19 protein-coding genes and 1 pseudogene are annotated in these 25453 nt (G+C 71.5%); 2 read left to right on the top strand and 18 right to left on the bottom strand.

Going from position 1 to position 25453, the window contains the following annotated elements; translation table 11 throughout:
* Positions 1 to 39: 39 nt before the first annotated feature.
* The 13 genes and pseudogenes from BS75_RS24145 to rsmI all read right to left on the bottom strand — a co-directional run bounded on the left by BS75_RS24145 (position 40) and on the right by rsmI (position 15841).
* A complete protein-coding gene (locus BS75_RS24145) occupies positions 40 to 252 on the bottom strand; it encodes a hypothetical protein (RefSeq protein ID WP_034089739.1) in 213 nt (70 codons plus the stop codon).
* 92 nt (positions 253 to 344) lie between these two features.
* Positions 345 to 1625, bottom strand: coding sequence for a type VII secretion-associated serine protease mycosin (gene mycP / locus BS75_RS46885; RefSeq protein ID WP_081982551.1), 1281 nt, complete (start codon positions 1623 to 1625; stop codon positions 345 to 347).
* Positions 1626 to 1929: 304 nt separating this feature from the next.
* Positions 1930 to 2778 (bottom strand): IS21-like element helper ATPase IstB, encoded by an 849-nt coding sequence (istB, locus tag BS75_RS24140; RefSeq protein WP_034086704.1) that lies wholly within the window; start codon positions 2776 to 2778, stop codon positions 1930 to 1932.
* Positions 2775 to 4049, bottom strand: coding sequence for an IS21 family transposase (gene istA, locus BS75_RS24135; protein WP_034088311.1), 1275 nt, complete (start codon positions 4047 to 4049; stop codon positions 2775 to 2777). The genes istB and istA overlap by 4 nt, the downstream gene beginning before the upstream one ends.
* Positions 4050 to 4131: 82 nt before the next feature.
* Positions 4132 to 5490, bottom strand: a complete 1359-nt coding sequence (locus BS75_RS48495; protein WP_156164285.1) for a WXG100 family type VII secretion target — start codon at positions 5488 to 5490, stop codon at positions 4132 to 4134.
* 55 nt (positions 5491 to 5545) lie between these two features.
* On the bottom strand, positions 5546 to 6058 hold the full coding sequence (locus BS75_RS44730) for a hypothetical protein (RefSeq protein ID WP_052069660.1): 513 nt from the start codon (positions 6056 to 6058) through the stop codon (positions 5546 to 5548).
* Positions 6059 to 6128: 70 nt separating this feature from the next.
* Positions 6129 to 7931 (bottom strand): ABC-F family ATP-binding cassette domain-containing protein, encoded by a 1803-nt coding sequence (locus BS75_RS24125; RefSeq protein ID WP_034089738.1) that lies wholly within the window; start codon positions 7929 to 7931, stop codon positions 6129 to 6131.
* Between the two features lie 164 nt (positions 7932 to 8095).
* A complete protein-coding gene (locus BS75_RS24120) occupies positions 8096 to 9016 on the bottom strand; it encodes a 4-(cytidine 5'-diphospho)-2-C-methyl-D-erythritol kinase (RefSeq protein ID WP_034089737.1) in 921 nt (306 codons plus the stop codon).
* Between the two features lie 112 nt (positions 9017 to 9128).
* Entirely contained in the window at positions 9129 to 10052 is a 924-nt protein-coding gene (gene rsmA / locus BS75_RS24115) for a 16S rRNA (adenine(1518)-N(6)/adenine(1519)-N(6))-dimethyltransferase RsmA (RefSeq protein ID WP_408022553.1), read from the bottom strand.
* Positions 10053 to 10253: 201 nt separating this feature from the next.
* A pseudogene (locus BS75_RS49455) lies at positions 10254 to 10490 on the bottom strand (transglycosylase family protein); the annotation flags it as partial.
* An 888-nt stretch (positions 10491 to 11378) separates the two neighbouring features.
* Positions 11379 to 12284, bottom strand: coding sequence for a TatD family hydrolase (locus BS75_RS24105; RefSeq protein ID WP_034089735.1), 906 nt, complete (start codon positions 12282 to 12284; stop codon positions 11379 to 11381).
* 144 nt (positions 12285 to 12428) lie between these two features.
* Positions 12429 to 14054, bottom strand: a complete 1626-nt coding sequence (gene metG, locus BS75_RS24100; RefSeq protein WP_034089734.1) for a methionine--tRNA ligase — start codon at positions 14052 to 14054, stop codon at positions 12429 to 12431.
* Between the two features lie 908 nt (positions 14055 to 14962).
* Positions 14963 to 15841, bottom strand: coding sequence for a 16S rRNA (cytidine(1402)-2'-O)-methyltransferase (rsmI, locus tag BS75_RS24095; protein WP_034089733.1), 879 nt, complete (start codon positions 15839 to 15841; stop codon positions 14963 to 14965).
* 66 nt (positions 15842 to 15907) lie between these two features.
* Here rsmI and BS75_RS24090 point away from each other — a divergent pair, with 66 nt between their 5' ends.
* Both BS75_RS24090 and BS75_RS24085 read left to right on the top strand, forming a co-directional pair.
* On the top strand, positions 15908 to 17782 hold the full coding sequence (locus BS75_RS24090; RefSeq protein ID WP_231607882.1) for a dolichyl-phosphate-mannose--protein mannosyltransferase: 1875 nt from the start codon (positions 15908 to 15910) through the stop codon (positions 17780 to 17782).
* Positions 17783 to 18373: 591 nt separating this feature from the next.
* Positions 18374 to 20044, top strand: a complete 1671-nt coding sequence (locus tag BS75_RS24085; RefSeq protein WP_231607881.1) for a penicillin-binding transpeptidase domain-containing protein — start codon at positions 18374 to 18376, stop codon at positions 20042 to 20044.
* A 19-nt stretch (positions 20045 to 20063) separates the two neighbouring features.
* On the opposite strand, the gene BS75_RS24080 is transcribed toward BS75_RS24085, so the two are convergent.
* The 5 genes from BS75_RS24080 to rbsK form a co-directional block, all read right to left on the bottom strand.
* Positions 20064 to 20558, bottom strand: coding sequence for a VOC family protein (locus tag BS75_RS24080; protein WP_034089731.1), 495 nt, complete (start codon positions 20556 to 20558; stop codon positions 20064 to 20066).
* A gap of 99 nt (positions 20559 to 20657) precedes the next feature.
* On the bottom strand, positions 20658 to 22190 hold the full coding sequence (locus BS75_RS24075) for a glycosyltransferase family 87 protein (protein ID WP_231607880.1): 1533 nt from the start codon (positions 22188 to 22190) through the stop codon (positions 20658 to 20660).
* A 151-nt stretch (positions 22191 to 22341) separates the two neighbouring features.
* Positions 22342 to 23073 carry a response regulator gene (locus BS75_RS24070; protein ID WP_081982550.1) on the bottom strand — a complete coding sequence of 244 codons (732 nt, stop codon included), beginning with the start codon at positions 23071 to 23073 and terminating at the stop codon, positions 22342 to 22344.
* A gap of 17 nt (positions 23074 to 23090) precedes the next feature.
* Positions 23091 to 24413, bottom strand: coding sequence for a sensor histidine kinase (locus tag BS75_RS24065; RefSeq protein ID WP_052069658.1), 1323 nt, complete (start codon positions 24411 to 24413; stop codon positions 23091 to 23093).
* A gap of 92 nt (positions 24414 to 24505) precedes the next feature.
* Entirely contained in the window at positions 24506 to 25414 is a 909-nt protein-coding gene (gene rbsK / locus BS75_RS24060; protein ID WP_034089730.1) for a ribokinase, read from the bottom strand.
* Positions 25415 to 25453: the final 39 nt, after the last annotated feature.

The following is a 25453-nucleotide window of genomic DNA, read 5'->3' as shown; positions in this document are numbered from 1 at the left end:
CACGACGACCTCCCCGCTGACGTTCCGTCACAGCGGAGGCTAGATCGTCACTGTGCGCAGCCGGAACAGATTTCCAGCCGCCTTCACCCGAACGAACGACGGACAGGCCTCCACCACCCCACGGAGCCGACCCGACGACCGATCCACCCGGCAGAAGATCCTGTCCCGGCCGACGAAGGCGACGGTCTTCAAGCCGCACATCCAACAACTGAACAGTGACCTCCGCTCGAAGTACCCCAGGACCTCAACCATCGGCCAAGATCCTCATGCCCCGGAAAGCAGTCCGATCAGAATGACGGAAATCGGGAATACGATCCATGCCACTCCACGAACCCGCACATCGATCAGCCAGGCAGATGGGCGTACGGGTCGTTCGGATTAGGATCCGATGACGGAGGCGGCCCAGGACGATTGCGACGGCGAATGAGGATCAAGGCCACGACGACCGCGATGAGAATAATCGCCACGACAGCGATGGCGACAACAATCCAAGAAGTCGAATCACCACCCGTCTTCGCACCCGCCTTCAATGCGGATCCGTTCGGAGAAGTGGCCGCAGCAGCGCTCGCCTGCGACGCAGCAGACTGGGTAGCAGCGACCGGGATGAGCGGGTTGACATCAGCCGCCCCAGGATCGCCGGGCGTCACGAGGGCGATACGAGGACGAACCACGCCGTATCCGGTATAGGGATTTGTATTGCCAGGAGTGACGTTTGCATGGTTCGCAGTATTAATCATGACACGGATGATCTGGTTGGCAGTCCATGTGGGGTGAACAGACCAGATCAAGGCTGCTGAGGCGGAGACGATAGCGGTGGAGTCACTCGTGCCATGGCTCGTGCAGTACCCGGAGGGACCTACGCAGTCTTGGACCATTCCGCCACCGGGGGCGACCAAAGCCACCTGTGGTCCGTGTTCCGACTCGGTAGCGACGTTGGACTGCGGCGTGGTCTCCCCTACGCCGACAACTCCGGGGAAGGCTGCGGGGTATTCTAGCGGATTACCAGCGCTGCCATCGTTTCCGACAGCAGAAACGATCAGCTTTCCCTTGGCCAGCGCGTAGTCAATAGCGCCGTGAACGTTGGATTCATCCTCGATCTGCCCCATCGAGATATTGATAATCTGGGCGTTGCTGTCGGCAGCAGATCGAATCGCCTCGACCAACTGCTCGGATAGGGATGTCGAGAAGGTGAGCTCATTATCCCCCACCCCACTCACGCGCAGCGGGAGAATCTTTACTGCGGGCGCCAGACCATACATCCCCTGTCCGTTTAGCCCTTTCCCCGTCCCGGCGATGAAGCTCGCCATTCCCGTACCATGCCCGTCCGTATCGCTATCGGCACCACCGGGAAGGGCGGAGAAGTTCTGACCGGGCAGCACCTGCCCGACCAGATCGGGGTGATTGGAATCCACGCCGCTGTCAATCACCGCGACAGTGATGCCAACGCCCGTCGACCGAGGCCAGATCGCATCCGAAGCGTGCATAGCAGGGAGCCACCACTCATTGGCCCGAATGGAAGTGACCGGAGCGGTTGCTGATGCGGGGGAAATGGTGCCCACCGCCAGAGTAACCGCAGCAGAGGCCGCAGCCAGAACGCGCAGCAGCCAACATGCGGACCATTCCATTCTGAATCTCCTGGTGTTCACAGCCTGCCGTCAGCTCGAAACTACTCGATCACGGCTGGATTGGCCGCTGGCCTGGCTGCTTCCCAAGTTTCCTCGTCCTCGTGCAGCAGGCCGGAGCAGCGGCTTCGGCGCTTGCTGCCCGAGCCGCCCAGCCCTCCTGTACCAGCCCCCACACCCATGGGCATCGACTCAGCGCTGCCCCCAGCACCCGAAGTGGCCATGGCTTCTCCGTGTCGGCGGCGGCTGAACTCTGACCCAGTTTCGCCGGTTGAACGCTGACCCTCGGGTCGTCAGTTGATCTTCATTAGCTGGTTTCGTTGACGGCGGTGGGGACGCGGCCCAGGTCGTGGCCGCGCATGCGGTAGGAGTCGCCTTTGAGGGAGTGGACCTCGGCGTGGTGGACGAGGCGGTCGATCATGGCGGCGGCCACGGTCTCGTCGCCGAAGACCTCGCCCCAGCGGCCGAAGGGCTTGTTGCTGGTGACGATCACACTGGCGCGTTCGTAGCGGTTGGAGATGAGTTGGAAGAAGAGATTCGCGGCGTCGGCCTCGAAGGGGATGTAGCCGACTTCGTCGATCACGATGAGCGGGTAGCGGCCGAGTTTGACGAGTTCGTCCTGCAGCCGTCCGGCGGCGTGCGCTTCCTTGAGGCGGTCGACCCACTGGGCGGCGGTGGCGAACGCGGTGCGGTGTCCGGCCTGGCAGGCGCGGACCGCGAGGCCGGTGGCCAGGTGTGTCTTCCCGGTCCCGGGCGGGCCCAGGAAGATGGCGTTCTCCTTGCCCGTGATGAAGTCCAATGTTCCCAGGTGGGCGAGCTGTTGGCGCGTCAGGCCGCGCAGATGGGTGACGTCGAGCTCCTCCAAGGTCTTGACCGCGGGGAAGCGGGCGGCGCGGATGCGGCCCTCGCCGCCGTGGGACTCGCGGGCGGCGACCTCGCGCTGCAGGACGGCGACCAGGTACTCGGCGTGGGTCCACGTTTCGGCCCGGGCCCGCTCGGCCAGGCGTTCGGCGGCGTCCAGTAGCACTGGGGCCTTCATCGCGCGGGCGTAGAACGCCAGGTCGGAGGCGGTCTGCTTGGCAGTGCGACGCCCGCTGGCGGCCTTGGTGGAGGCAGGTTCGGTGGCGTCCTGATCGGTTTCGATGGTGCTGGTCATCGGTTCTCCTCCTGGCCGGCGCCGCCCTGGATGAGGGTGAAGATCCTGTCGTAGGTGTCGAGTTGTCGTTCCTCGACTTCGATGCCCAGGTTGTCGGGGGCCAGGGCGGTGGCGGTGCGCGAGCGTGCGGCCGCGGCGGCTTTGGCGTGGATGAAGTCGCCGCGCATCTGGTCGGCGGCACTCTTGTGGTCGGGGTCGGTGAGGGTCTGGTGGCGGGCCCAGCAGCGCGGGTGCTCGGCCACCAGGTCGCCGCCGTCGGTGACGACGCGGATCAGGTCGGCGTCGCAGGTGACCTGGACGCGGCGGCCGATGGCGCGCGGGTGCACGGAGTAGTCGTTGAGGTCGATGCGCAGGTAGTGGTCGCGGCCGATGCGGGTGTGGAAGAGGTACCACTGCGGGGGGCCGACCGGAGGCAGGGCCAGCATGGCGGCGCGGTCGGCTTCCCAGCGGTCCACGGGGCGGGCCTGGATGCTGCGGTGCAGGCGCCGGTTCGCGCCCTGCAGCCAGTCGCCGAGCTGGGTGTTGAAGTCGTCGGGGCCGGTGAAGGTGCGGCCGGGCACGAAGCTGGTCTCCAGATAGCCGTTGGCCCGCTCGACCAGCCCTTTCGCTTCTGGATCACGAGGGCGGCAAAGATGCACTTTGACGGCGAGCAGGCCCGCGAACGCGGCGAACTCGGTGGTCAGCTTGCCTTGGCCGATGCCGGACTCGTTGTCCCAGACCAGCATCTTGGGGACCGTGCCCCAGTCGGACAGCAGCCGCCAATGGCCAGCGATCAGGTCGCCGGTCTGCCGGGTCGGGATCATTCGCGCGGTGATCATCCGCGAGTAGCCCGAGACCATGACCAGCACCGGCGGGCAGGCGACCTGGCCGTAGCCGACCGGGATGTGGACCGGCGGGAACCACAGGTCGCACTGCGCCAGCTCGCCAGGCAGGTACTGGGTCCGCCCGGTGGGATCCGCGGGCAGGTAGGCGGGGCGCAGCTCACGGACCCGCTCCTTGAGGACCGTTATCCCGCGCTCCCAGCCGATGCGCTCGGCGATCACCGTGGCCGGCATCGACGGCGTCGCCTTCAGGAGCTCGCGGATCGCAGGCTCGAAGGCGTCCACCGCCGAGCCCTTCGCCGCCCGCTCGTAGACCGGTGCCCGATCGGTCGCGATCGCCCGCTTGACCGTGTTCTTCGAGATGCCCAGATGACGCGCGATCGCCCGGATCGGCATCTCCTCGGCCCGATGGAGCCGACGGATCTCAGCCCAGTCCTCCACGGATATCACCCTCTCCTCCTGACCTTGAACACCAAGATCAGGATGACCGGACGACCATCAGGTGGGTCAGATTTGTACCGCCGAATAGCGGTCAGGATTCACCCGACGCCGACACTCCGCTGGCAGCCGACTCGCCGACCATTCCTGCACGAGTAGTTGATAATCCGAACATGGCCGCATCGGTGCCGCGGATAGTCCCTCCACTCGGTCCGCCGCTCTCACTAAAGGTGCCACCGCCGGGCCCTGTCTCCACGTCCTCACCGATGGCTTCCGAGCCGAAACCGCTGCGGCTAGCCGCCCGATCCACGGCCGAGCCACCGATCACCGAGCCGCCCTCGACCCCCTGAGCCCCCGAAACCATTCCTTCGCTAGATCCAGCGCCGGTCCACGAGGAACCGCCGCCTAGCCCTAGCCCACCGACGCCCGTAGTTGGGGAGCCGACGCCGCCACCTCGTCCGAGGCTCTGCCAACCGCTCTCCCCTTCGCTGAAGAGCACACCTGTGCCACCACCAGAGCCAATTCCAGGCGGTGGAATGGTGGCTCCACCGCCTCCGGTGACACCCCCTGTTCCCCCTCCTACTGCGGCAGTGTTGCCTCCGCCAGCATTGGGGAGGTTGGGCGATGTCACGGGAGAGTTCGTGCCTTGAAGCGTGGTTGCGGCACCTCCAGGGGGATGACCACTGCCCACCACAGGTGTCGGTACCGGCACGAATGCGCTACCTCCGCCCGAACCCCTCTGGATTGATCCTGCAGTCGACTCCTTCTTCGCTCCTGAGGCCGATCGCGAGCCACCGACTCCACGCTTCACTAGCCCAGCCCCGGGGCTCGCCTCGCCCTGGACCAGGAGGTTCGCGCTCGTATTGAGTTTCCCGCTCCCCTTCGGGGGCATCAGCGCCACCGGCGGCGGCGGAAACGTCGGTACAACGGTTGCGCCGATGGTGCTGTAGGCGGTCGAGTACGAGCCGCCGAGCTTCTCCATCAGTGTGACGGCCTCCTGATGGAGACTGTCGATATTCGCCTGTGCGGCCTTCGCTTGGTTCGCTGTGATTGCCCCGGGCGCGGGCGAGCTCGACAACGGCTCACCGTGGACCCTGAGGGCGGAAATCACGGGCGGCTGTTGCTGATACCTCGCCACCGTCGCCATGTCGGCCGTCGGCAGGGGAGGCATCGATGACTTCACATTGGTCAGGGTCTCGCCGGCCATTTGAATGTTGGTGGCCGTGGTGTTGGTGAAGTCGGCAAGGGTGTCCGTGGCCTGCACGACCTGACTGGCCCATCCACGAAAAGAGTCGGCCGCAGATCCGGTCCACTCCAGGCCAGCGATGTTCTGATGCAGATCATCTGCGAGCGACTGAATCTGCCCGCCTGCGATCAGCAGCTGGTTTCCCACTGACAACACAGTATTCGGGTCCGTGCTGTTGACGATGTCCAGGAGCTCCGCGTGTGACATGGATTCGAAGGTCTGGTATCCCCCGTGGCCGCCTTGAGCAAGCACTTCTTCCCCCTCAGGCCGATTCAGTGCTCTGCGCCAGCGCGCCATTGCCAGAAGCCGAGGTCGCAGTAGTACCCGCTCCCATCTGCGAAGCCCTTGTAGAGCCCTGTTGACCGACCGTCTGGTTCTGCTGCGACGCGGGCGGCATGGCCGCCGTCGTCTGTGCCTGGATCGTCCACAGCGTCGAGACCTGTGCGGCTTCGACGTTCTGGTAGCCGAGCTGCGAGACCTCAAGCGCGATGCTCATCGCATTGATCTGGTTGCTCAACGTCGTCGACAACGTCTGCAGTTGCTGATGCACCTGCTGATAGCGCCCCAGCAGGTCGTCAGCCTCAGCGAAACCGATACCCAGATCGGCTGAGGTCAGCTGCTGGGCGCTGATCTGTTTGGCGGCGGCCGGACTGGCGTCCAGCGATACGAGCATACCGTCGACACGATTCCGAAAGGCGGTCAGCGTCTCGATCTCGACGCTGACCGCGCTCGGCGTGGCGACGCTGCCGCCGCCCGCCATGTCCCGCTCCACCATGACTCACCCCGTGCACGGTTGTCACTCTACGCACAGGAGAAGTTACCCCAACGGCACGACAATGCAAGCGTCACACGTCCTCGGCGAGCTCCAGCCACTCCAGCTCCAGCGCGTCCCGCTCCTCCTTCAACGCCCTTAGCTTGGCGTCCAGTTCGGCTACCTTGCCGAAGTCGGAAGCGTGTTCGGCCATCTGTTCGTGGAGCTTGGCCTCGTCCTTGTCGAGCTTGACGATCTGACGCTCGATCCGCTGGAGCTCCTTCTTCGCGGCGCGGGTGTCGCCGCCCTTCTTCGGGGCGGCGACGGCAGCGGCGGCGCCCGACGCGGCGGCCTTCTGCTCCTCCATCGCGTGCCGGCGCTCCAGGTACTCGTCGATGCCCTTGGGCAGCATCCGCAGGGTGCGGTCGCCCAGCAACGCGTAGACGGCGTCGGTCGTGCGCTCGATGAAGTAGCGGTCGTGGCTGACGATGACCAGCGAGCCGGGCCAGCCGTCGAGGAGGTCCTCCAGCTGGCTGAGGGTCTCGATGTCGAGGTCGTTGGTCGGTTCGTCCATGAACAGGACGTTGGGCTCGTCCATCAGCAGGCGCAGCAGCTGCAGTCGGCGGCGCTCGCCGCCGGAGAGGTCGCCGACCGGCGTCCACTGCTTCTCCTTGGTGAAGCCGAAGGTCTCGCAGAGCTGGCTGGCCGACATCTCCCGGCCCTTGCCGAGGTCGACCCGGCCGCGGATCTGCTCGACGGACTCCAGCACCCGCAGTGTCGGCGGGAGTTCGGCGACCTCCTGGGACAGGTAGGCGAGCCGGACGGTCTTGCCGACGATCACCCGTCCGGCCACCGGCTGCAGATCGCCGTCGCTGGCCCAGGCCGACTGCATCGCCCGCATCAGTGAGGTCTTGCCCGCGCCGTTGACGCCGACCAGGCCGACCCGGTCGCCGGGGCCGAGGTTCCAGGTGAGGTGTTCCAGCAGAAGCTTCGTACCGGCCTGGACGGTGACGTCCTTGAGCTCGAACACGGTCTTGCCGAGGCGGGAGTTGGCGAACTTCATCAGTTCGACCCGGTCGCGCGGCTCGGGGACGTCGGCGATCAGCTCGTTGGCGGCCTCGACCCGGAACCGGGGCTTGGAGGTGCGGGCGGGGGCGCCGCGCCGCAGCCAGGCGAGCTCCTTGCGGACCAGGTTCTGCCGCTTGGTCTCCTCGGTGTTCGCGATGCGCTCGCGCTCGGCCCGGGCGAAGACGTAGTCGGAGTAGCCGCCCTCGTACTCGTGGACGGAGCCGGCCTGGACGTCCCACATCCGGGTGCAGACCTGGTCGAGGAACCAGCGGTCGTGGGTGACGACGACCAGCGCGGAGCGCCGGGTGCGGAGGTGTCCGGCCAGCCAGGCGATGCCCTCGACGTCGAGGTGGTTGGTGGGCTCGTCGAGCACCAGCAGGTCGGGCTCGGCGATCAGCAGCTTGGCCAGGGCGATCCGGCGGCGCTCGCCACCGGACAGCGGGCCGATGACGGTGTCCAGGCCCTCGGCGAAGCCGGGCAGGTCCAGGCCGCCGAAGAGGCCGGTGAGCACGTCGCGGATGCGGGCGTTGCCGGCCCACTCGTGGTCGGCCTGGTCGCGGATGACCTCGTGCCGGATGGTCGCGGCGGGGTCGAGCGAGTCGCTCTGGGTGAGCGCGCCGACGCGGAGGCCCCCGACGTGGGTGACCCGGCCGGTGTCGGCGTCCTCCAGCTTGGCCATGATCCGGGTGAGGGTGGTCTTGCCGTCGCCGTTGCGGCCGACGACGCCGATGCGGTCGCCCTCGCTGACGCCGACGGACACGCTGTCGAGCACGGCGCGCGTGCCGTACACCTTGGTGACGGCTTCGACGGTGACGAGGTTGACGGCCACGGGTGCTGTACTCCTGCTGGGGCTGGGGGACCTGCTCTGGCCTCCCAGCCTAGTCGGCGTCGGCGGTCGGACGTACGGGCGGCCGGTCGCAGGTCCGGTCGCAGGTCCGGGCAGCCGTTCGGAACGACCGTTCGGAGCAGGCCGGGCCCGGGGCGGATCGGCCGTCAGACGACGGCGGCGCCGCCCACCGGGCCCTCGGCGCTGCGGACCTCCCGGCAGGTGCCGGAGGCGGTCAGGGCGTCGGCGACGGTCTGCGCCGACTGCGGGTCCTTGGCCAGGAAGGCGCAGGTCGGTCCGGAGCCGGAGACCAGCGACCCTATGGCGCCCGCCTCACTGCCCGCACGCAGCGTCGCGGCGAGCGCGGGGCGCAGCGAGAGCGCCGCCGGCTGGAGGTCGTTGCTGAGCGCGGCGCCGAGGGCCGCCGCGTCGCCGTCGCGGAGCGCCGCCAGCAGCGCCGGGTCGGCGACCGGGGCGGGGACCTGGTGCTCGGCCGCGCCGGTGGTGAGTCCGCGCAGTCGGTCGCACTCGCCGTAGACGGCAGGGGTCGACAGTCCACCGTCGGCGACCGCGAACACCCAGTGGAAGGTGCCGCCGACGGGCACGGGGGTGAGCAGTTCGCCACGCCCCTCCCCCAGGGCCACACCGCCGAGCAGCGCGAAGGGCACGTCGCTGCCGAGTTCGGCGGCGATTCGGCCGAGCGCCTCGGGGCTGGTCCGGGTGGACCAGAGGGCGTCGCAGGCCACGAGGGCAGCGGCGGCGTCGGCGCTGCCGCCGGCCATCCCGCCGGCGACCGGGATGTCCTTGGCGATGTCCAGCCGGACCGAGGAGTCGATGCCGTGGTGCGCCGCGAGCAGCCGGACGGCCTTGGCGGCGAGGTTGCTGCCGTCGGCGGGGACGTGGGCGGCGTCGGTCCCGGTGACGCCGACCGACAGCCGCTCGGCGGGTGCGACGGTGACCCGGTCGTAGAGCCCGACCGCGAAGAAGACCGAGGCGAGCCCGTGGAATCCGTCGGGCCGCCGTCCACCGACGGCCAGTTGGACGTTGACCTTGGCCGGGACCCGTACGGTGACAGACTGCGACGACACGAGCTGCTGCTCCCCTTGGCTGTGGGTCCGGTTGTGGGTCTGACTGTGCAGCCGGCTGTGGATCCGGTTGCGGCCGGGCCGGCTGTGGGACCGCCGGACCGACGCGGACGACTTATTCTGCCGCAGGCTGCGCAGCGGTCCCTGCGGTGGGCTTCGCCTCGGCGATGCGCGCGAACTGTTCGACCGTCAGGGTCTCGCCACGCAGCCGGTAGTCGATGCCGGCCGTGGTCAGCGCCTCCTCGGCGGCGGCCGGGGAGCCAGCCCAGCCGGCCAGCGCGGCGCGGAGGGTCTTGCGGCGCTGCGCGAAGGCGGCGTCGACGACGGCGAAGACCTCCTGCCGGGTGGCCGTGGTCTCCGGCGGGTCACGGCGGACCAGCGACACCAGGCCGGAGTCGACGTTGGGCGCGGGCCAGAAGACGTTGCGGCCGATCGCGCCCGCGCGCTTCACCTCGGCGTACCAGTTGGCCTTGACCGAGGGCACTCCGTAGACCTTGTTGCCGGGTCCGGCGGCGAGCCGGTCGGCGACCTCGGACTGCACCATGACGAGCGTGCGCTCGATCGTCGGGAAGTGCTCCAGCATGTGCAGCAGCACCGGTACGGCGACGTTGTAGGGCAGGTTGGCGACCAGCGCGGTGGGCGGCGGGCCGGGGAGCTCGGTGACCTCCATGGCGTCGCCGAGGACCAGGGCGAAGCGGTCCGCGCGGGCGGGCATCCGGGCGGCGACGGTGGTCGGCAGGTGCTGGGCGAGCAGCGGGTCGATCTCGATCGCGGTGACCCGGTCGGCGACCTCCAGCAGACCCAGCGTGAGCGAGCCCAGACCGGGGCCGACCTCGACCACGACATCCGCTGCGGTGACGTCGGCGGCGCGGACGATACGGCGGACGGTGTTGCCGTCGATGACGAAGTTCTGCCCGCGCTGCTTGGTCGGACGAACGCCGAGGGCCTCCGCGATGCTGCGGATGTCGGCAGCCCCGAGGAGCGGTCCGTCCGTGGAGGGCAGGTTGTCGCTCGGGGTGTCGTCAGTGCTGGTGCTCACCGCGCAAGCTTACTCACCCCGCCCGGGCGACGCGGTCGCGCGCGACCGCCCCGGGCCCGGTTCCACACTCCGGGTTCCGGCCCCGGCCCCACCGCGCCCGGCCCCACCTGGGGCGGCGGGTCCGGGGGCGGCGGGTCCGGGGCAGGCGGGTCCGGGGCAGGCGGATCCGGGGCCGGCACGGTCGATGCTGGTCGGGCCCGGCTATCCGCCGGCGCGCGGGCCGCAGCTCGGCCAGGGCGCGGCGCCCCGGCGCTGGTACAGCTCGCGGGCGCGGGTGGTCTGCTCGCCGGAGGAGGCGTCCTGGGGGCGGCCCCGGCCGCCGAGGCTGTGCCAGGTTCCGGAGTCGAACTGGTAGAGGCCGCCGTAGCGTCCGCTGGGGTCGACCGCGTGCGGATTCCCGCCCGCCTCGCAGCGGGCCAGCACGGACCAGTTCATCCCGCCGGTGGTGTGCAGGGTGACCGACGCGGAGCGCCGGTGCGAATGGGACCGGCTCTCGCCCGGGCGCCGGTGGGCGGAGCGCCCGGAGTCCGCCGGGCGGACGTGCGAGGCGTGGCGTCCGGCGGCCTGACCGGCGGCCGATCCGGCGCCCGTGCCCCTGCCGGTCGCGGCTCCGGGGCCGGTCTGCGCAGGGGCCGGGGCCGCCGCGGGAGCGGGGACGAGCACGGGGAAGGGGACCAGCACCCGGGCCGCGCCGGCGACCGCGGTGACCTCGCCGCCCGCGCTGCTGCCGACCGTGTCCGTGACGGCGGTCCGGGCGTCGTTCCCGGCCTGGGCCACCAGCTCCGGCGGCGTGGGCAGCGGCGGGAGTGCCCGGGTCATCGCGACCGGGCGGAGCGCCGTCACCGTACCGACCGGCGTGCTTCGGCGCGCGCCGCTGCCGGAGGTGCCCCAGGTGCCGGTGGTCGTCGACTGCCGCGGCCCCCAGTCCGGGTCGGCCCCGTGGTCCGGCCGCTCGTGCCCCGGTCGCCCGCCCCCGCCTGGATGGTCCTGCGGACCGCTGCCGACCTGCTGTTCCTGGGTGACGAACGCGCTCGTCCCGCCCAGGAGGAGGGCGAGTACCAGTGCGCGTGGCAGTGCCCGCTGCGTTCCTGCTGAGACGTTCAACCTGACCCTTCCGCCGACCGACTTGGACCCTGCGGAAGTCCTAACGATCACCCTGATTCCCGGTCACCGTCGTTCACCGTTCCGGCACCCCAGCCACCCCCAGCCACCCCCAGCCGCGCTCAGGCCCCCAGGCACGCCCAGGCCCCTGGGCACCCGGCACCCGGCACCCGCACGCACCCTGGCGCCACCACCCGCCCGCACCGCAGCGCGGGCCGGGCGAGTTCAGTCCTGCGCCGGGAGCGGGTAGTCGAAGGCGCGGGCCGTGTTCGCGGCGAGGGCGGTGGCCATCGCGTCCTCGTCCAGGCCCCGGACGGCCGCCATCGCCCGCAGCGTCACCGGGATCAGATAGGGGGCGTTGGGGCGTCCCCGGTACGGGGCCGGGGTGAGGAAGGGGGCGTCGGTCTCGATCAGGACCCGGTCCAACGGCGCGACCGCGAGGGCCTCCCGCAGGTGCTGGTTGGCCGGGAAGGTGACCGGTCCGGCGAAGGACAGGTAGTAGCCCGCCTCGGCGCAGACCTTCGCCATCTCCGCGTCGCCGGAGTAGCAGTGGAAGACGGTGCGCTCCGGCGCGCCCTCCTCGCGGAGGATCCGCAGCACGTCCTCGTGCGCGTCGCGGTCGTGGATGACCAGGGCCTTGCCGTGCTTCTTGGCGAGCGCGATATGCCGGCGGAAGGACTCCTGCTGGATCTCCACGCCCTCCGGGCCGGTCCTGAAGTAGTCGAGCCCGGTCTCGCCGACGCCCCTGACCTGCGGCAGGGCTGCGAGGGCGTCGATCTCGGCCAGGGCCTCGTCGAGCGCGGAGAGGCCGCCGGGGGCACGCTTCTGCCCGCTCCAGCCGTCCGGGTCGCCGAGCACGATCCGGGGTGCCTCGTTGGGGTGCAGCGACACCGTGGCGTGGACGTTCCCGTGCCGGGCCGCGAGGTCGGCGGCCCAGCGCGAGCCGGGGAGGTCGCAGCCGACCTGGACGACCGTGGTCACGCCGACGGACGCGGCCTTGGCCAGGCCCGCCTCGGGGGTGCCGTCCTGCATGTCGAGATGGGTGTGGGAGTCGGCCACGGCGACCCGCAGCGGCTCCGGCAGCGGCGGGGCGACACTGCGGTCGGCCTGGGATTTCTTGGACTGGGCCATCTCACTCGCCTTCGCCTCGTGCGACGCCTCGTCGGACGTCTCGTTGGATGCCTCGTCGGATCGGTTCCGCCCGGCGGGGTCGGCGCGAAGCCGACACGGGGGTGCCGGGCACGCTGTGCAGCGTGCCCGGCACCCCCGCTCGGATCAGACGTCCTGCTTCTTCTCTTCCAGCCGGGGGAAGAGGATGTCGCCCTTGGTGACGGTCACCCCGGCGGGCAGCAGCCCCCAGCGGGCCGCCTCGGTGACCTGCTGGTCGGCGAGGGCGCCGAGGACCGGCTCCGCGCCCAGGGACTCCCAGAGCAGACCGGAGACCCGGGGCATGACCGGGTTGAGCAGCACGGCGATGCCGCGCAGCGACTCTGCCGCCGCGTAGAGGATGGTCGCCAGGCGGGCCTGGCCCGCCTCTGAGGTGTCCTTGGCGACCTTCCACGGCTCCTGGGTGGTGAGGTAGCCGTTGACCTGCTTGACGAAGTCGAAGATCGCGGCGATCCCGCCGGCGAAGTCGAGCTTCTCGCCGATCCGGTCGTCGGCCTCGGCGACCGCCTTGGCCAGGCCGTCCGCAAGCTCCTTCTCGGCGGGTCCGGCGGCGGTGGCGGCCGGGAGCACGCCGTCGAAGTACTTGCCGACCATGGCGGCCACGCGCGAGGCGAGGTTGCCGAAGTCGTTGGCCAGCTCCGAGGTGTAGCGGGCGGAGAAGTCCTCCCAGGAGAAGGAGCCGTCCGTGCCGAAGGGGATCGCGCGCAGGAAGTAGTAGCGGTACGCGTCCACGCCGAAGTGGTCGGTGAGCTGCTGCGGCGAGATGCCGGTCAGGTTGGACTTGCTCATCTTCTCGCCGCCGACCATCAGCCAGCCGTTGGCGGCGATCTTCTTCGGCAGCGGCAGCCCGTTCGCCATCAGCATGGCCGGCCAGATGACCGCGTGGAACCGGAGGATGTCCTTGCCGACCAGGTGGACGTCGGCCGGGAAGGTCTGCTCGAACTTGGCCGGGTCGGACCCGTAGCCGACGGCGGTGGCGTAGTTGAGCAGTGCGTCGACCCAGACGTAGATGACGTGCTTCGGGTCCCAGGGGATCTGCACGCCCCAGTCGAAGGTCGAGCGCGAGATCGACAGGTCCTGCAGGCCCTGCTCGACGAAGCGGACGACCTCGTTGCGGGCCGACTCGGGCTGGATGAAGCCGGGGTCGGAGGCGTAGAGCTCCAGCAGTCGCGGGGCGTAGGCGGAGAGCTTGAAGAAGTAGTTCTCCTCCTTCAGCATCTCCACGGGCTTCTTGTGGATGGGGCAGAGCTTCTGCCCGGCGTACTCGCCCTCGCCGTCGATCAGGTCGGCGGGGGTCTTGTACTCCTCGCAGCCGACGCAGTACGGGCCCTCGTAACCGCCCTGGTAGATCTCGCCCTTGTCGTACAGATCCTGCACGAACTCCTGGACCCGGGCCGTGTGCCGGTCCTCGGTGGTGCGGATGAAGTCGTCGTTGGCGATTTCCAGGTGTTCCCAGAGGGGCTTCCACGCCTCCTCGACCAACTGGTCGGCCCACTGCTGCGGACTGACCCCGTGGGCCTCCGCGGTGCGCATGATCTTCTGACCGTGCTCGTCCGTGCCTGTGAGGTACCACACCTTCTCGCCGCGCTGGCGGTGCCAGCGGGTGAGCACGTCCCCAGCAACGGTCGTGTAGGCGTGGCCGAGGTGGGGACGATCATTCACGTAGTAGATCGGCGTCGTGACGTAGTAGCTGCTACGTGCATTCGCCCCGGTGCTGTCTGAATTGGCCGCCATGGTGCCGAATCCTAGCCGCCGCACCCCGCCTGCCTCGAATCCGTTTCGGACCGGGCGGGCGGGGTGCGGGGCCCGGAGGCTCAGGGCTCGGGCGTGGTGTGCCGGCGACGGTGCAGGAAGTGGAACGGGAGATGGATCCGCCTGCGGCCCCTGGCCCGGGGGTGGGCCTGCGCGGCCGCGGCCTGGTCGGCCGCCGCCTGTACGGCGACGGTCTCCGTGCTGGTCCCGGCATCGTCGGCGGTCGCGGCGGGGGCCTCGGCGGCGGAGGCGGGGCCGGGGCGGCGGGGGTCTCGGCGGGTCGAGCGGTCTCGGCGGCCTTCGTCGGTCGAGCGGGGTACGGGGCGTGCCAGTAGGCGGCGGCCTCGGACACCCGGCCGGCGCGCAGGATGCGCACATGCGCACCGCCGCACCCGGGGCAGCTCGGCCTGCTCAGCGGCGAGGGAACGGGGACCCCGTTCGCCCGGTACGTCACCAGGGGCTGGCCCTGGTGGTCGGTGCGGTGCTCGATCTCGTACGCCTGTTCCCAACCGAAGCCGCAGTTGAGGCAGGCGAAGGCATAGGCCTCGTGGACGGTCGCGGTGACGGTCGAGTTGGCGACCCGCTTCGTGTCCGGGGTCGTGACCGCCGTCGCGGTCGTGCTCGTGAGGTCTGGGTCACCGAGGTATTCGCTCATGCCGGTCTCCCGTGGTACCCGAGCGGGAATTTCTCGCTCACCCCCGAGCATCCCCCCTCCAACGCTTCCGGATTCGGTCCCGGAGCATTCTTGGACGAGAGTTGTGCCTTTCATGGTAATCGCGCTACCCGGGCGAGGGTATTTCTTGGGAAGCTTTTTATGCATTTCTCAGTGACGTGCGCCGCGCGTGCGCCCGTCGGCGCGCGGCGCGGCGCGGGGGCGCCGCGGGGGCCGGCTACTCGACCACCTTCGCGGCGCCCGCCCCGGCCTTCGCCTCGTTCTTGGCGGCCACCACGGCGTCGAACACCTCGCGCTTGGGCACGCCGGTGTCGGCCGCCACGGCGGCGATGGCCTCCTTGCGCCGCTCCCCCGCGTCCTCGCGCACCGCGACCCGGCGGGCCAGCTCGGCCGGGTCCAGTGCGCCCGGATCGGCCGGCGGCGCGCCCTGGACGACGACGGTGATCTCACCGCGCACGCCGTCCGCCGCCCAGGCCGCCAGCTCGGCCAGCGGACCGCGCTTGACCTCCTCGTAGGTCTTGGTCAGCTCCCGGCAGACCGCTGCGGGCCGGGCCGCGCCGAAGGCCTCGGCCATGGCAGCCAGTGAGTCCTCGATCCGGTGCGGGGACTCGAAGAAGACCATGGTCCGCGGCTCGGCCGCCAGCTCGCGCAGCCGCGAGGAGCGCTCGCCGCCCTTGCGCGGCAGGAAGCCCTCGAAGCAGAACCGGTCCACCGGCAGCCCGGACAGCGCCAGCGCGGTCAGCACGGCCGAGGGGCCGGGCACCGCGGTGATCCGGATGCCGCGCTCCACCGCCGCCGCGACCAGCCGGTAGCCGGGGTCGGAGACGGACGGCATCCCGGCGTCGGTCACCAGCAGTACCCGGGCCCCGCCCAGCAACGCCTCGACCAGCTCGGGTGTCCGGCCGACCTCGTTGCCCTCGAAGTAGGAGACGACCCGCCCGCCCGGGGCGACGCCCAGGGCATTGGCCAGGCGCCACATCCGCCGGGTGTCCTCGGCCGCCACGACGTCGGCGGCGGCGAGTTCGGCGGCGAGTCGCGGGGGTGCGTCCCCGACGTCGCCGATGGGGGTTCCTGCAAGAATGAGTAGACCTGTCACCTGCTTATCCTCCCAGTCTGGCGAGGTACTGGTACCGCATACAGGGTTCACCCCTACGATGCACGCGTGAGCGGTAACGAGGCGACAGGGACTGCGCCCAACGACGACGAGTTGCACGGCGGGTCGACGCTGACCGGAATTCCGTCGGAGGACGGCCCGGCGGGCGGCTCCCCGGACGGTCCGGCGGGGGCAAGCCCCCGCGCGGCCTGGCCGCTGAGCGCATGGCAGCGGCGGCTGGGCAGACTGGGCTACGAGGCACGGAGCCGTACCCCCCTGCGCCACCGCCTGGTGCCACCGATGCCGGACGGCCGGGGCATCTCCAAGGGGGCCGCCTCGCCGATCCTGGAGTGGCTGGGACTGCGGTTCCCGGAGCGGCTGTGGACCTGGCTGTGCCGCTGGTCCGGCTGGCTGGGCCCGCTGGCGCTGATGCTCTTCAGCGGCATCCTGATCTTCACCCACCTCAGCACGCCGCACGACATCATCTTCGACGAGACGTACTACGCCAAGGACTCCTGGGCCCTGTGGCACTACGGCTACGAGGTGAACTGGCCGGACAACGCCAACCAGTTGATCCTGCAGAGCCACCAGGTCATCCCCAAACCGACCGGCCCCGAGTTCATCGCGCACCCGCCGGCCGGCAAGTGGGTGATCGGCATCGGCGAGATGATCTTCGGGCTGACGCCTTTCGGCTGGCGCTTCAGCGTGGCCGTCCTCGGCACCCTCGCCGTGCTGATGCTCGCCCGGATCGGCCGCCGACTGTTCCGCTCGACGCTGCTCGGCTGCGTCGCCGGTCTGATGATGGCCGTCGACGGCATGCACCTGGTGATGAGCCGCACCGGCCTGCTCGACCAGATGGTGATGTTCTGGGCGCTCAGCGCCTTCGGTCTGCTGCTGATCGACCGGGACCGCAGCCGGGCCAGGCTCGCCGACGCCGTCGGCGCGACCGTCGACCACCCGAACGCCGCGCCCGACAACGAACTGGCGACCGCGGCGCGGCTGGGCTGGCGCCCGTTCCGGCTGCTGGCCGGGGTGTGCCTGGGGCTGTGCTGCGCGACCAAGTGGAACGGGCTCGACTTCCTCGCCGCCTTCGCGATCATGTCGGTGCTCTGGGACGCCGCCGCGCGCAAGACGGCCGGCGCCCGCCACCCGTACTGGACCGCGCTGAAGCACGACGTGCCGTTCGCGTTCCTGTCCACCGTGGTCGTCGGCTTCTTCACCTACCTGGCGTCCTGGTCCGGCTGGCTGTTCACCAGCGGCGGCTACGACCGGCACTGGGCCGAGCACCGCGCCGGGCTCTCCGCCGCCAACTGGGGCCCGATCCCGCTGCCGCAGGTGGACATGAGCTGGGTGCCCGCACGGCTGCGCAGCCTGTGGCACTACCACTCGGAGATCTGGAACTTCAACACCACGCTGACCACCCCGCACACCTACATGTCCAACCCGTGGAGCTGGCTGGTCAACGGGCGGCCGGTGTCCTTCTACTACCCGAACAACCTCAAGCCCTCGCAGTGCGGCGGCGCGGCCCAGTGCTCCAGCGAGGTGCTGGCGATAGGAACCCCGCTGCTCTGGTGGGCGGCCTGCTTCGCGATCGTCTACGCCCTCTACCGCTGGATCATGCTGCGGGACTGGCGCGCGGCGGCGATCGTCTGCGGCATCGCGGCCGGCTACCTGCCCTGGTTCCAGTGGCAGCAGCGGACCATCTTCATCTTCTACTCCATCGACTTCGAGCCCTTCCTCTGCCTGGCCCTCGCCCTGATGATCGGCGGAATGCTGGGCCGGGCGACGGCCTCGCGGGAACGAAGGCTGTGGGGCGGGGTCGCCGCCGGGACGCTGGTCGTCTCGATCATGGCCTGCTTCGCCTACTTCCTGCCGATCTACACCGCCGAGATCACTTCCTACGCCCAGTGGCAGGCCCGGATGTGGTGGAACACCTGGATCTGAGGCACGGCTCCCAGCCTGCGGGGGCAGGCCTGGCGGCGCGGACCGAGTAGATCATCGGGACGCGCGGCTGCCCCTGCGGGAGCCGGTGCACCGCTCCGACCGGCCCGGAGCGGGGCGCGACCGGCGCCGCGGCGACGACGTCGGCGGTGAAGAGGCGCGCGTCCCCGACCCCGACCGGGCGCGCCGGCTCGCGCGCGGCGGCCGCCGCCGTGGCCGTGGCCGCCGCCGTGGCCGAGAAGTCCAGCCCGATGGCGGTGGCCCCGCGACGAAGCCGGGCACGGCGCAGCACGCGCTCCGGGCGTGCACGGCCGCCCGCCCGTCCCACAGGGCCCGGCTCAGCTCCAGCCGGTCGGCGCTGTGGGGATTCGTCATGGCGGCGGGGCCGATCGGGGCGCCTGCCGGAGTCGACCGGCTTTCGGCACGGCATCCGACTTGCCCGATGGATCCGGATTGCTGGTCACAATCTCCGCACCAGTCCCGGGACCCGCGCCCGAAATCACGGGATGCACACTTACCATCGGCTGACAAGGTCCTACACAGGGGGAGCACATGAATCGCGGGGCCAAAGCGGGAGTCATAGGAACGTGCTGTTTGGGCCTGCTCGGCCTGGGTGGCCTGGGCGCCTACAACATCATCCACGGGCTGACCAGCACCTCGGGCGGCGGCAGCGGGGGCGGCGGCGCCGGGCCGGCTGCCCAGGCGCAGGCCACCGCGCCCCCGGCGGCGGCCCAGGCGGTCAAGGTCGCGCAGGCGTTCCTGGGCAACTGGCAGGCCGGCCCCGCCGACTACGCGGTGGCGTCGAACTCCACCAACGCGCCCACCACCGCCCAGTCCGACCTGACCGGCTACCGGTCCGGGCTGAAGCTCTCGTCGGTCTCCTTCAGCCGGATCACCGCCGCCGGGCCCTCGACCTCCGACCCGGGCGCGACAGTGGTGGACTTCACGGTCACCGCCAAGGTCGCGGGCGGGACCTGGACCTACCCGGGCTCGCTGAACGTGATCCAGAACAATGGCGGGCTGGCCTCGATCGACTGGTCCAACTCGGTGCTCTACTCCGGCCTGACCGCCGGTGAGACCCTGGCGGCCGGTCCGGTCACGGTGACCGGCTCCGGCGCGGGCTCGACCGCGACCGTGCTGGCCGCCGACGGCAGCCCGCTGACGGCGGCGAAGTACCCCTCGCTGGCGGGCATCATCAGCGTCCTCGGCACGGGCGGCTCCGCCTCCGGGAGCAGCGGCGCTTCCGGCGGCAGCGGGGTGGAGGTGCTGAGCGTCGACGGCAGCCCGCAGAGCATCGCCAAGACGTTCACCGCGCCCCCGGGCATGACGGTGAAGACCACGATCGATGCCCGGCTGCAGGCGGTGGCCGAGCAGGCGGTGCTGAACCCGGTGCTGCACGGCCTGCCGACCTCGGTGGTGGTACTGGACCCGGCGACCGGACACATCCTGGCGGTGGCCAATGCCAACACCGGCTCCAACGGCGACATGGCGCTCAACTACGCCAGCCCGCCCGGCTCGACGATGAAGATCATCACCTCGGCGGCGCTGTTCGACATGGCCGGCCTGAACCCGCAGAGCCCGGCCCCGTGCCCGCTGTCCCAGGTGGCGAACGAGCAGACGTTCACCAATGAGAGCGATGTGCCGCAGAACCTGAAGGCCACCGTCGAATGGTCCTTCGCCGAGTCCTGCAATACCGCCTTCATCACCGACGGCTACAACGACCTGGTGCACCACGGTACCGACGCCACCGACCTGAGCACCGAGGCCACCCAGGTCTTCGGGCTGGGATCGTGGAACATCGGCGGCTCCATCCCGACCAGCTCCGCAGAGGTCCCGACCGACCCGACCGGCTCGAACAACGCGGCCGACCTGATCGGCCAGGGCCAGGTGACGATGAGCCCGTTGGACATGGCCTCGGTCGCGGCCACCGTCAAGGAGGGCGCGTTCCACCAGCCGGTGATCCTGCCCGGGCTCTCCACCCCCGGGGCCGCCACCCCGATGAACCGGCAGACCGCCCAGGAGCTGCGGGACATGATGTACTTCGACGCGACCAGCGGCATCGGCACGGCCTCGCCGCGCCTCAGCGGCATCCCGGGCGCCGGCGGCAAGACCGGCACCGCGCAGGTGGGCAACAGCAACAGCACCAACGGCTGGTTCACCGCCTTCGACGACCGGATCGCGGTCGCGTCGATGGTGCAGGGCGGCTCCAGCGGAGCAGGCACCGCCGGCTACGTGGTCGAGCAGCTGCTGCAGGCCGACCACTAGCCGGGCGCCCCGGCTCCGCTCAGGTGGCGGAGCCGGCCGCGGCCCCAGTGGCCAGGTCGGCGCCCCAGCGGGCGAGCGCGGCGTCGAGGTCGAGCCGCTCGACCCCGCCGCCGTCGGTCGGCCACTCCGCGCGCGGGACCCGCCACATCACCTCGAACTCGATGCCGTCGGGGTCCTTGGCGTAGAAGGACTTGCTGACGCCGTGGTCGCTGGCGCCGACCAGCGAGCCGCGCCGGCGGAGCTTCTCCCCTATCTCGGCCAGCTCGCCGAGCGTCCCGGCCTCCCAGGCGAGGTGGTAGAGCCCGACCTCCCCGGGGACCGGTCCGGCGGCCTGGTCGCCGATCGCGAACAGGCCCAGGTCGTGGTCGTTGAGCGTGCCGGCGGCGCGCAGGAAGGCGGCCCGGCCGGCGCGCTCGGCGGCGATCTCGAAGCCGAGGACGTCGGTGTAGAACTCGACGGATCGGGCGACGTCGCGGATGTAGAGGACGGCGTGGTTGAGGCGGCGGACGGACATCACGGGCTCCTCGGAGGGCTCACGGATCGGCGGGTGCTGCCTGCTGCAACTTACCTTCCCAGGAAAGTATTCCCGGGGCGGCGGGTGCGCCGGGTCGGCTCAGCCGGTCCGGGCCGGGTCGGCGGCGAGGGCGGCGTCCACCGCCGCCTCCACGGCCGCCTCCGCCACTGCGGCCTCCACCGCCGCCTCCACCGCGGCGTCCGCCGCCACCGCCCCCGCTGCCGCTGCCGCCCGCTGGAACAGCGGCCGCATCAGCGTCTCGGCAGCCACGAACCGGGCCTCCGCCGTCACTGGCGCGGGCGCGGCCCGGCGCTCCGGCTGCGGGGCCGGGGCCGGTTCGGCCGCTGCGGGGGTGCCGCGGCCGAGGGCCAGCCGGGGCCAGAGCGCCAGCAGGATCGGGAGCTCCAGGTAGCCGAAGCGGCCGGCCGGGGCCAGCAGGAAGGCGACGGCGACCCCGGTGGCCAGCCGGTCCGCCGCCTGGGTGACCGTGAGCGGCGGGCGGAGCAGCAGCCACAGCGCGACGGCCGCACCGCCCGCGCCCAGCAGCACCAGCGAGGCGACCCGGCCGTCCGGGCCCAGTTCGGCGAGTAGGTGGCCGGGGAGCGGGCTGTTCGCCGGGGTGCGCAGCCTGGAGAGCCCGAGCGGGAAGCGGACCACCTGCTCCAGCACCGCCGCCGGGGTGGCCAGCACGCACGGGACGATCAGCAGCGCCGAGGCGGCCAGCGTCAGCGCGAGGCAGCGCAGCGCCGGGCGGCGTCCGTACCGCTGGTGGACCAGCAGCAGCGCGACCGGTACGGCGGGCCAGGCGGTCCACTTCAGCGCGCAGGCCAGGGCGATGAAGAGGGCGGCCCGGTACAGCCGCCCCTGTCCGGCGCAGGCCAGGCCGAGCAGGCAGCAGCCGATCAGCGGCAGGTCCACTCCGCTGACCGAGGCCGGGAGCGCCACCAACGGCGAGGCGGTGACCGCGGCCAGCGCGAGCCACCCGCGCGCGGGTCCCGAGGTCCGCAGCAGCCGCCAGGTCGCGGCCAGGCAGCCGAGGAAGGCGAGCAGGAACCAGAGCCGGGCGTCGCCGAGGATCTGCGGCAGCGCGCCCTGGGTCCCGAGCAGCGCGCGGGGCAGCCCGAACAGCGCCATCGCCGGAAGGTACGGGTTGTACTGGATCACCCGGTGCGCGGTCGGCAGGTAGGGGCTCCCGGTGTGCAGCAGCTGGGTGGCCGAGTTCTGGACGACGTAGACCTCGGACTGGGCCTGACCGTTGGCCATCATGATCGCCAGCGGCAGCACCACCGCGCCGGCCAGGGCGACGGCCACGGCGAGGGCGGGGGCACGGCGGCGCGGGGCGAACGCGGCGATCCCGGCGGCCAGCAGGTATCCGCCGGTGGCGATGAACCCCCAGTGGCGCTGCGGGACCAGGTCGGACAGCAGCGGGAAGATCCCGCCCCAGACCGCCGAGGCCAGGCAGCCGAGGACCCACGGCAGTCGGCGTGGACCGGGGTCCCGGCCGTCGCAGCGCGGGGCCTCGGGGCGAGGGCCGTCGGGGCGTGGATCGTCGGGGCGTGGGACGAGGCGGCGGGCGGCGGCGGTGATGGCGGAGCTCAGCCGGGCCGGTTCCTGGGCATGATTCGTCGTCACCATGCCAACCTTAGGAAGGCCTTGTCGATTTCGTCGTCACGCTGGAGGGTGGGGCGGACATCCCCCTGCAGGATGGCACCCGACTGGTCCCGCAAAGGCCCCGAACGGCCCCGCCTCGCCCCCCGCTCGGGGCCGCCGGCGGGGCGCCGGCTCAGACCGTCTCGCCCAGTCCGCCGACCAGACCGTTCTCATAGGCGAAGACCACGGCCTGGGTCCGGTCCCGCAGTTCCAGTTTGGCCAGTATCCGGCCGACATGGGTCTTGATCGTCTGCTCGGAGAGGAACAGCTCCTCGGCGATCTCGCCGTTGGACAGCCCCCGGGCGACCTGCCGGAGCACGTCGAGCTCGCGGGCGGTGAGCGTCGCGGCGGCCTCCGGGCGGAGGTTGCCGGAGCGGCGGCGGCGGGCGACGTCGTCGATCAGCCGGCGGGTGACCGAGGGGGCGAGCAGGGCCTCGCCGGAGGCGATCACCCGGACCGCGTTGATCAGGTCCCGGGCCGGCGCGTCCTTGAGCAGGAAGCCGCTGGCCCCGCGCGCCAGCGCCTCGTAGACGTACTCGTCCAGGTCGAAGGTGGTGAGGATGAGGACGCGCGGCCCGGGGCTGCGGCCGTCCGCGCGCCCGCCGCCACTGCCACTGCCACTGCCGCCACCGCTGCCGCGCTCGCCGAGGATCCGGGCGGTGGCGGTGAGCCCGTCCATGCCGGGCATCCGGATGTCCATCACCACGACGTCGGGACGCAGCTCCGCCGCGAGCTGGACGGCCAGCAGCCCGTCACCGGCCTCGCCGACGAGCTCGATGTCGGGAGCGGAGGACAGCAGCGCGCCCAACCCGTCCCGGACCATCTCCTGGTCGTCCACCAGCAGGACCCGGATGGTGTCAGCCATGGTCTTCTGTGCCCCCGTCAGTTCTCTTCGCCGTCAGCCCGGAAGTGGTCTCCCCGGCGTTGCTCGGGTACGCCGTCCAGCGGCAGTTCGGCGCTCACCTCGAAGCCCCCGTGCTCGCGCGGGTGCGCCCGCAGCGTGCCGCCGAGCATCGCGGCCCGCTCGCGCATCCCGGTCAGGCCGTGGCCGCCGTGGCCGCCGGGGGCGGGCTCGCCGCTGGTGCGGCCGTCGTCGGCGACATGGACCCGGACCGTGTCCTGGGTGCGCAGGATCTCGATCTCCACCCGCGCTCCGGGCGCATGGCGCCCGGCGTTGCTGAGCGCCTCCTGGACGATCCGGTACACCGACACGTCGACGACGGCCGGCGGGCGCTCCGGCCCGGCCGTGAGCGTGAGGTCGACCTGCATCCCCGCCTGCCGGGCGGCGCGGACCATCTCCGGGATCCGGTCGATGCCCGGCTGCGGGGCGCGCTCGGCGTTCTCGTCGTCCTCCCGCAGCAGCCCGATGACGCGGCGCATCTCGGTCAGCGCGGTGGTGGACGCCTCCCGGATCGCGCCGAAGGTCCGCAGCGTCTGCTCGGGCAGGCCGGGCTCCTTGTACGGCGCGGCCTCGGCCTGGATGGCGATCATCGACATATGGTGCGCGACGACGTCGTGCAGCTCCCGGGCGATCCGCGAGCGCTCCTCCAGCACGGCCTGCCGGGCCAGCCCGGCCCGGCGCTGCTCCTCGGCCCGGACCAGGTGCCGCTCGGCCTCGCGCCGGGAGTGGATGGACTCGCCGAGCACCAGGACCAGCGTGGCGACGACGGCGGCGACGGCCAGCACCACCGGCGGCAGTCCGACCAGCAGCACGGCCGGGAGCAGCACCGCCGCCGCCGTGAGCAGGTCCACGCCGACGGCCACGTCCCGGCCGTAGACCTGCGCGGTGACGAAGAGCAGGACCACATAGGCGATGCAGCCGCTGACCGGCCAGGGCCAGAACGGCGTCGGGGCGTGGCCGACCTCGGCGAAGGTGGTGAGGGTGAGTCCGATGGCGCAGATCCGCCAGGCGGCCAGCGGCCGGGTCGCGGCCAGCAGCAGCGGCAGCACCTGGAGTCCGGCGAGGGCCCAGGCGAGGCTGCCGGGGACGAGTTCGTTGAGCTGGTTGTCGGCCGATTCGGTGAGCAGGACCACGCAGCCGGCGCAGAGCACCGCCAGGCCGTAGCGCAACCGGGGCGAGGACAGCGAGGGGAGCAGGAAGACCCGCTGGTCGGGGGCGGCCCACCCGGCCTTGCGGATCAGTTTCGCGATGTCGCCCGTGCGGGCGAGGGCACGCTCGACCGCGCGCCGGAGGGCTCCGTCCATGACGGATCGAGCTTAGTCCGCCCGACCGTCCGGCGTTACGACGCGTCAGCGGCCCGACACCGGACGGATCGGTCGGGCCGGACGCAGGGCCGTCAGAACGGGTGCCCCAGCAGCGCCTCGACCTCGTCCCGGGTCGGCAGCGACGGCTGGGCCCCGGCCCGGGTGGTCGCCAGCGCGGCCGCCGCGTTGGCCAGCCGGACCGCCTCGTGCAGCGCTCGGCCCTCGGCCAGTGCGCAGGCCAGCGCGCCGCAGAAGGCGTCGCCGGCGGCGGTGGTGTCCACCGCCTCGACCGGCAGCGGCGGGACGACGTGCACGGCGCCCTCGGCGCACAGCAGTGCGCCGTCCGCGCCCAGGGTGACCACCACGGCCGCCGGTCCGCCGAGGGTGCGGGCCGCGTCGGCGACGGCGTGCAGGTCCGGCAGCGGGCTCCCGACCAGGGCGGCCAGTTCCCTGCGGTTGGGCACCAGTACGTCGACCATCTCCAGCAGTCCGCGCGGCAGCTCCCGCGCGGGCGCGGGGTTGAGCAGCACCAGGCCGCCGGCCAGCCGGGCCGCCGCCTCCACGGTCGCGGCCGGGACCTCCTGCTGGAGCAGGGTGACCTGGGCGTCGCGGAGCAGCGCCCCCGCCGCCGCGCAGTGCTCGGGCGTGAGCGCGCCGTTGGCGCCGGGGCTGACGATGATCGAGTTCTCGCCGGAGGCGGTGTTCACCGCCACCAGCGCCTGTCCGCTGGCCGATCCCTCGGCCACCAGCACCCGCTCCACATCGACCCGCTCCGCGGCCAGCGCTGCCCGCAGCCGCCCGCCGACCGCGTCCGCACCGACCATCCCCACCATCGCGACCTGGGCTCCGAGCCGCGCCGCCGCGACCGCCTGGTTGGCGCCCTTGCCGCCCGGGTGCTCGGCCAGGGCACCGCCCAGCACGGTCTCCCCCGGCCGGGGGTGGTGCGGGACCGGTACCACCAGGTCCAGGTTGAGGCTGCCCACGACTGCGATCTTCGGCATGGCACTACCTTCGCCGATGGTCGGCCCCGCGTACACCTC

The sequence above is a fragment of the Streptacidiphilus albus JL83 genome (assembly GCF_000744705.1).
In the GTDB taxonomy this organism is placed as follows: Bacteria; Actinomycetota; Actinomycetes; order Streptomycetales; family Streptomycetaceae; genus Streptacidiphilus; species Streptacidiphilus albus.
The sequence above is the reverse complement of the archived record's forward strand: the minus strand, read 5'-3'. Positions and strand labels throughout refer to the sequence as shown.

Bases quoted from the DNA above. Each gene is read 5' to 3' on its own strand.
- BS75_RS24145 (WP_034089739.1), bottom strand. From the start codon at position 252: ATGGTTGAGGTCCTGGGGTACTTCGAGCGGAGGTCACTGTTCAGTTGT.
- mycP (WP_081982551.1), bottom strand. From the start codon at position 1,625: ATGGAATGGTCCGCATGTTGGCTGCTGCGCGTTCTGGCTGCGGCCTCT.
- istB (WP_034086704.1), bottom strand. From the start codon at position 2,778: ATGACCAGCACCATCGAAACCGATCAGGACGCCACCGAACCTGCCTCC.
- BS75_RS48495 (WP_156164285.1), bottom strand. From the start codon at position 5,490: ATGTCACACGCGGAGCTCCTGGACATCGTCAACAGCACGGACCCGAAT.
- BS75_RS44730 (WP_052069660.1), bottom strand. From the start codon at position 6,058: ATGGTGGAGCGGGACATGGCGGGCGGCGGCAGCGTCGCCACGCCGAGC.
- BS75_RS24105 (WP_034089735.1), bottom strand. From the start codon at position 12,284: ATGGCCCAGTCCAAGAAATCCCAGGCCGACCGCAGTGTCGCCCCGCCG.
- metG (WP_034089734.1), bottom strand. From the start codon at position 14,054: ATGGCGGCCAATTCAGACAGCACCGGGGCGAATGCACGTAGCAGCTAC.
- BS75_RS24080 (WP_034089731.1), bottom strand. From the start codon at position 20,558: ATGTCCGTCCGCCGCCTCAACCACGCCGTCCTCTACATCCGCGACGTC.
- BS75_RS24070 (WP_081982550.1), bottom strand. From the start codon at position 23,073: ATGGCTGACACCATCCGGGTCCTGCTGGTGGACGACCAGGAGATGGTC.
- BS75_RS24065 (WP_052069658.1), bottom strand. From the start codon at position 24,413: ATGGACGGAGCCCTCCGGCGCGCGGTCGAGCGTGCCCTCGCCCGCACG.
- rbsK (WP_034089730.1), bottom strand. From the start codon at position 25,414: ATGCCGAAGATCGCAGTCGTGGGCAGCCTCAACCTGGACCTGGTGGTA.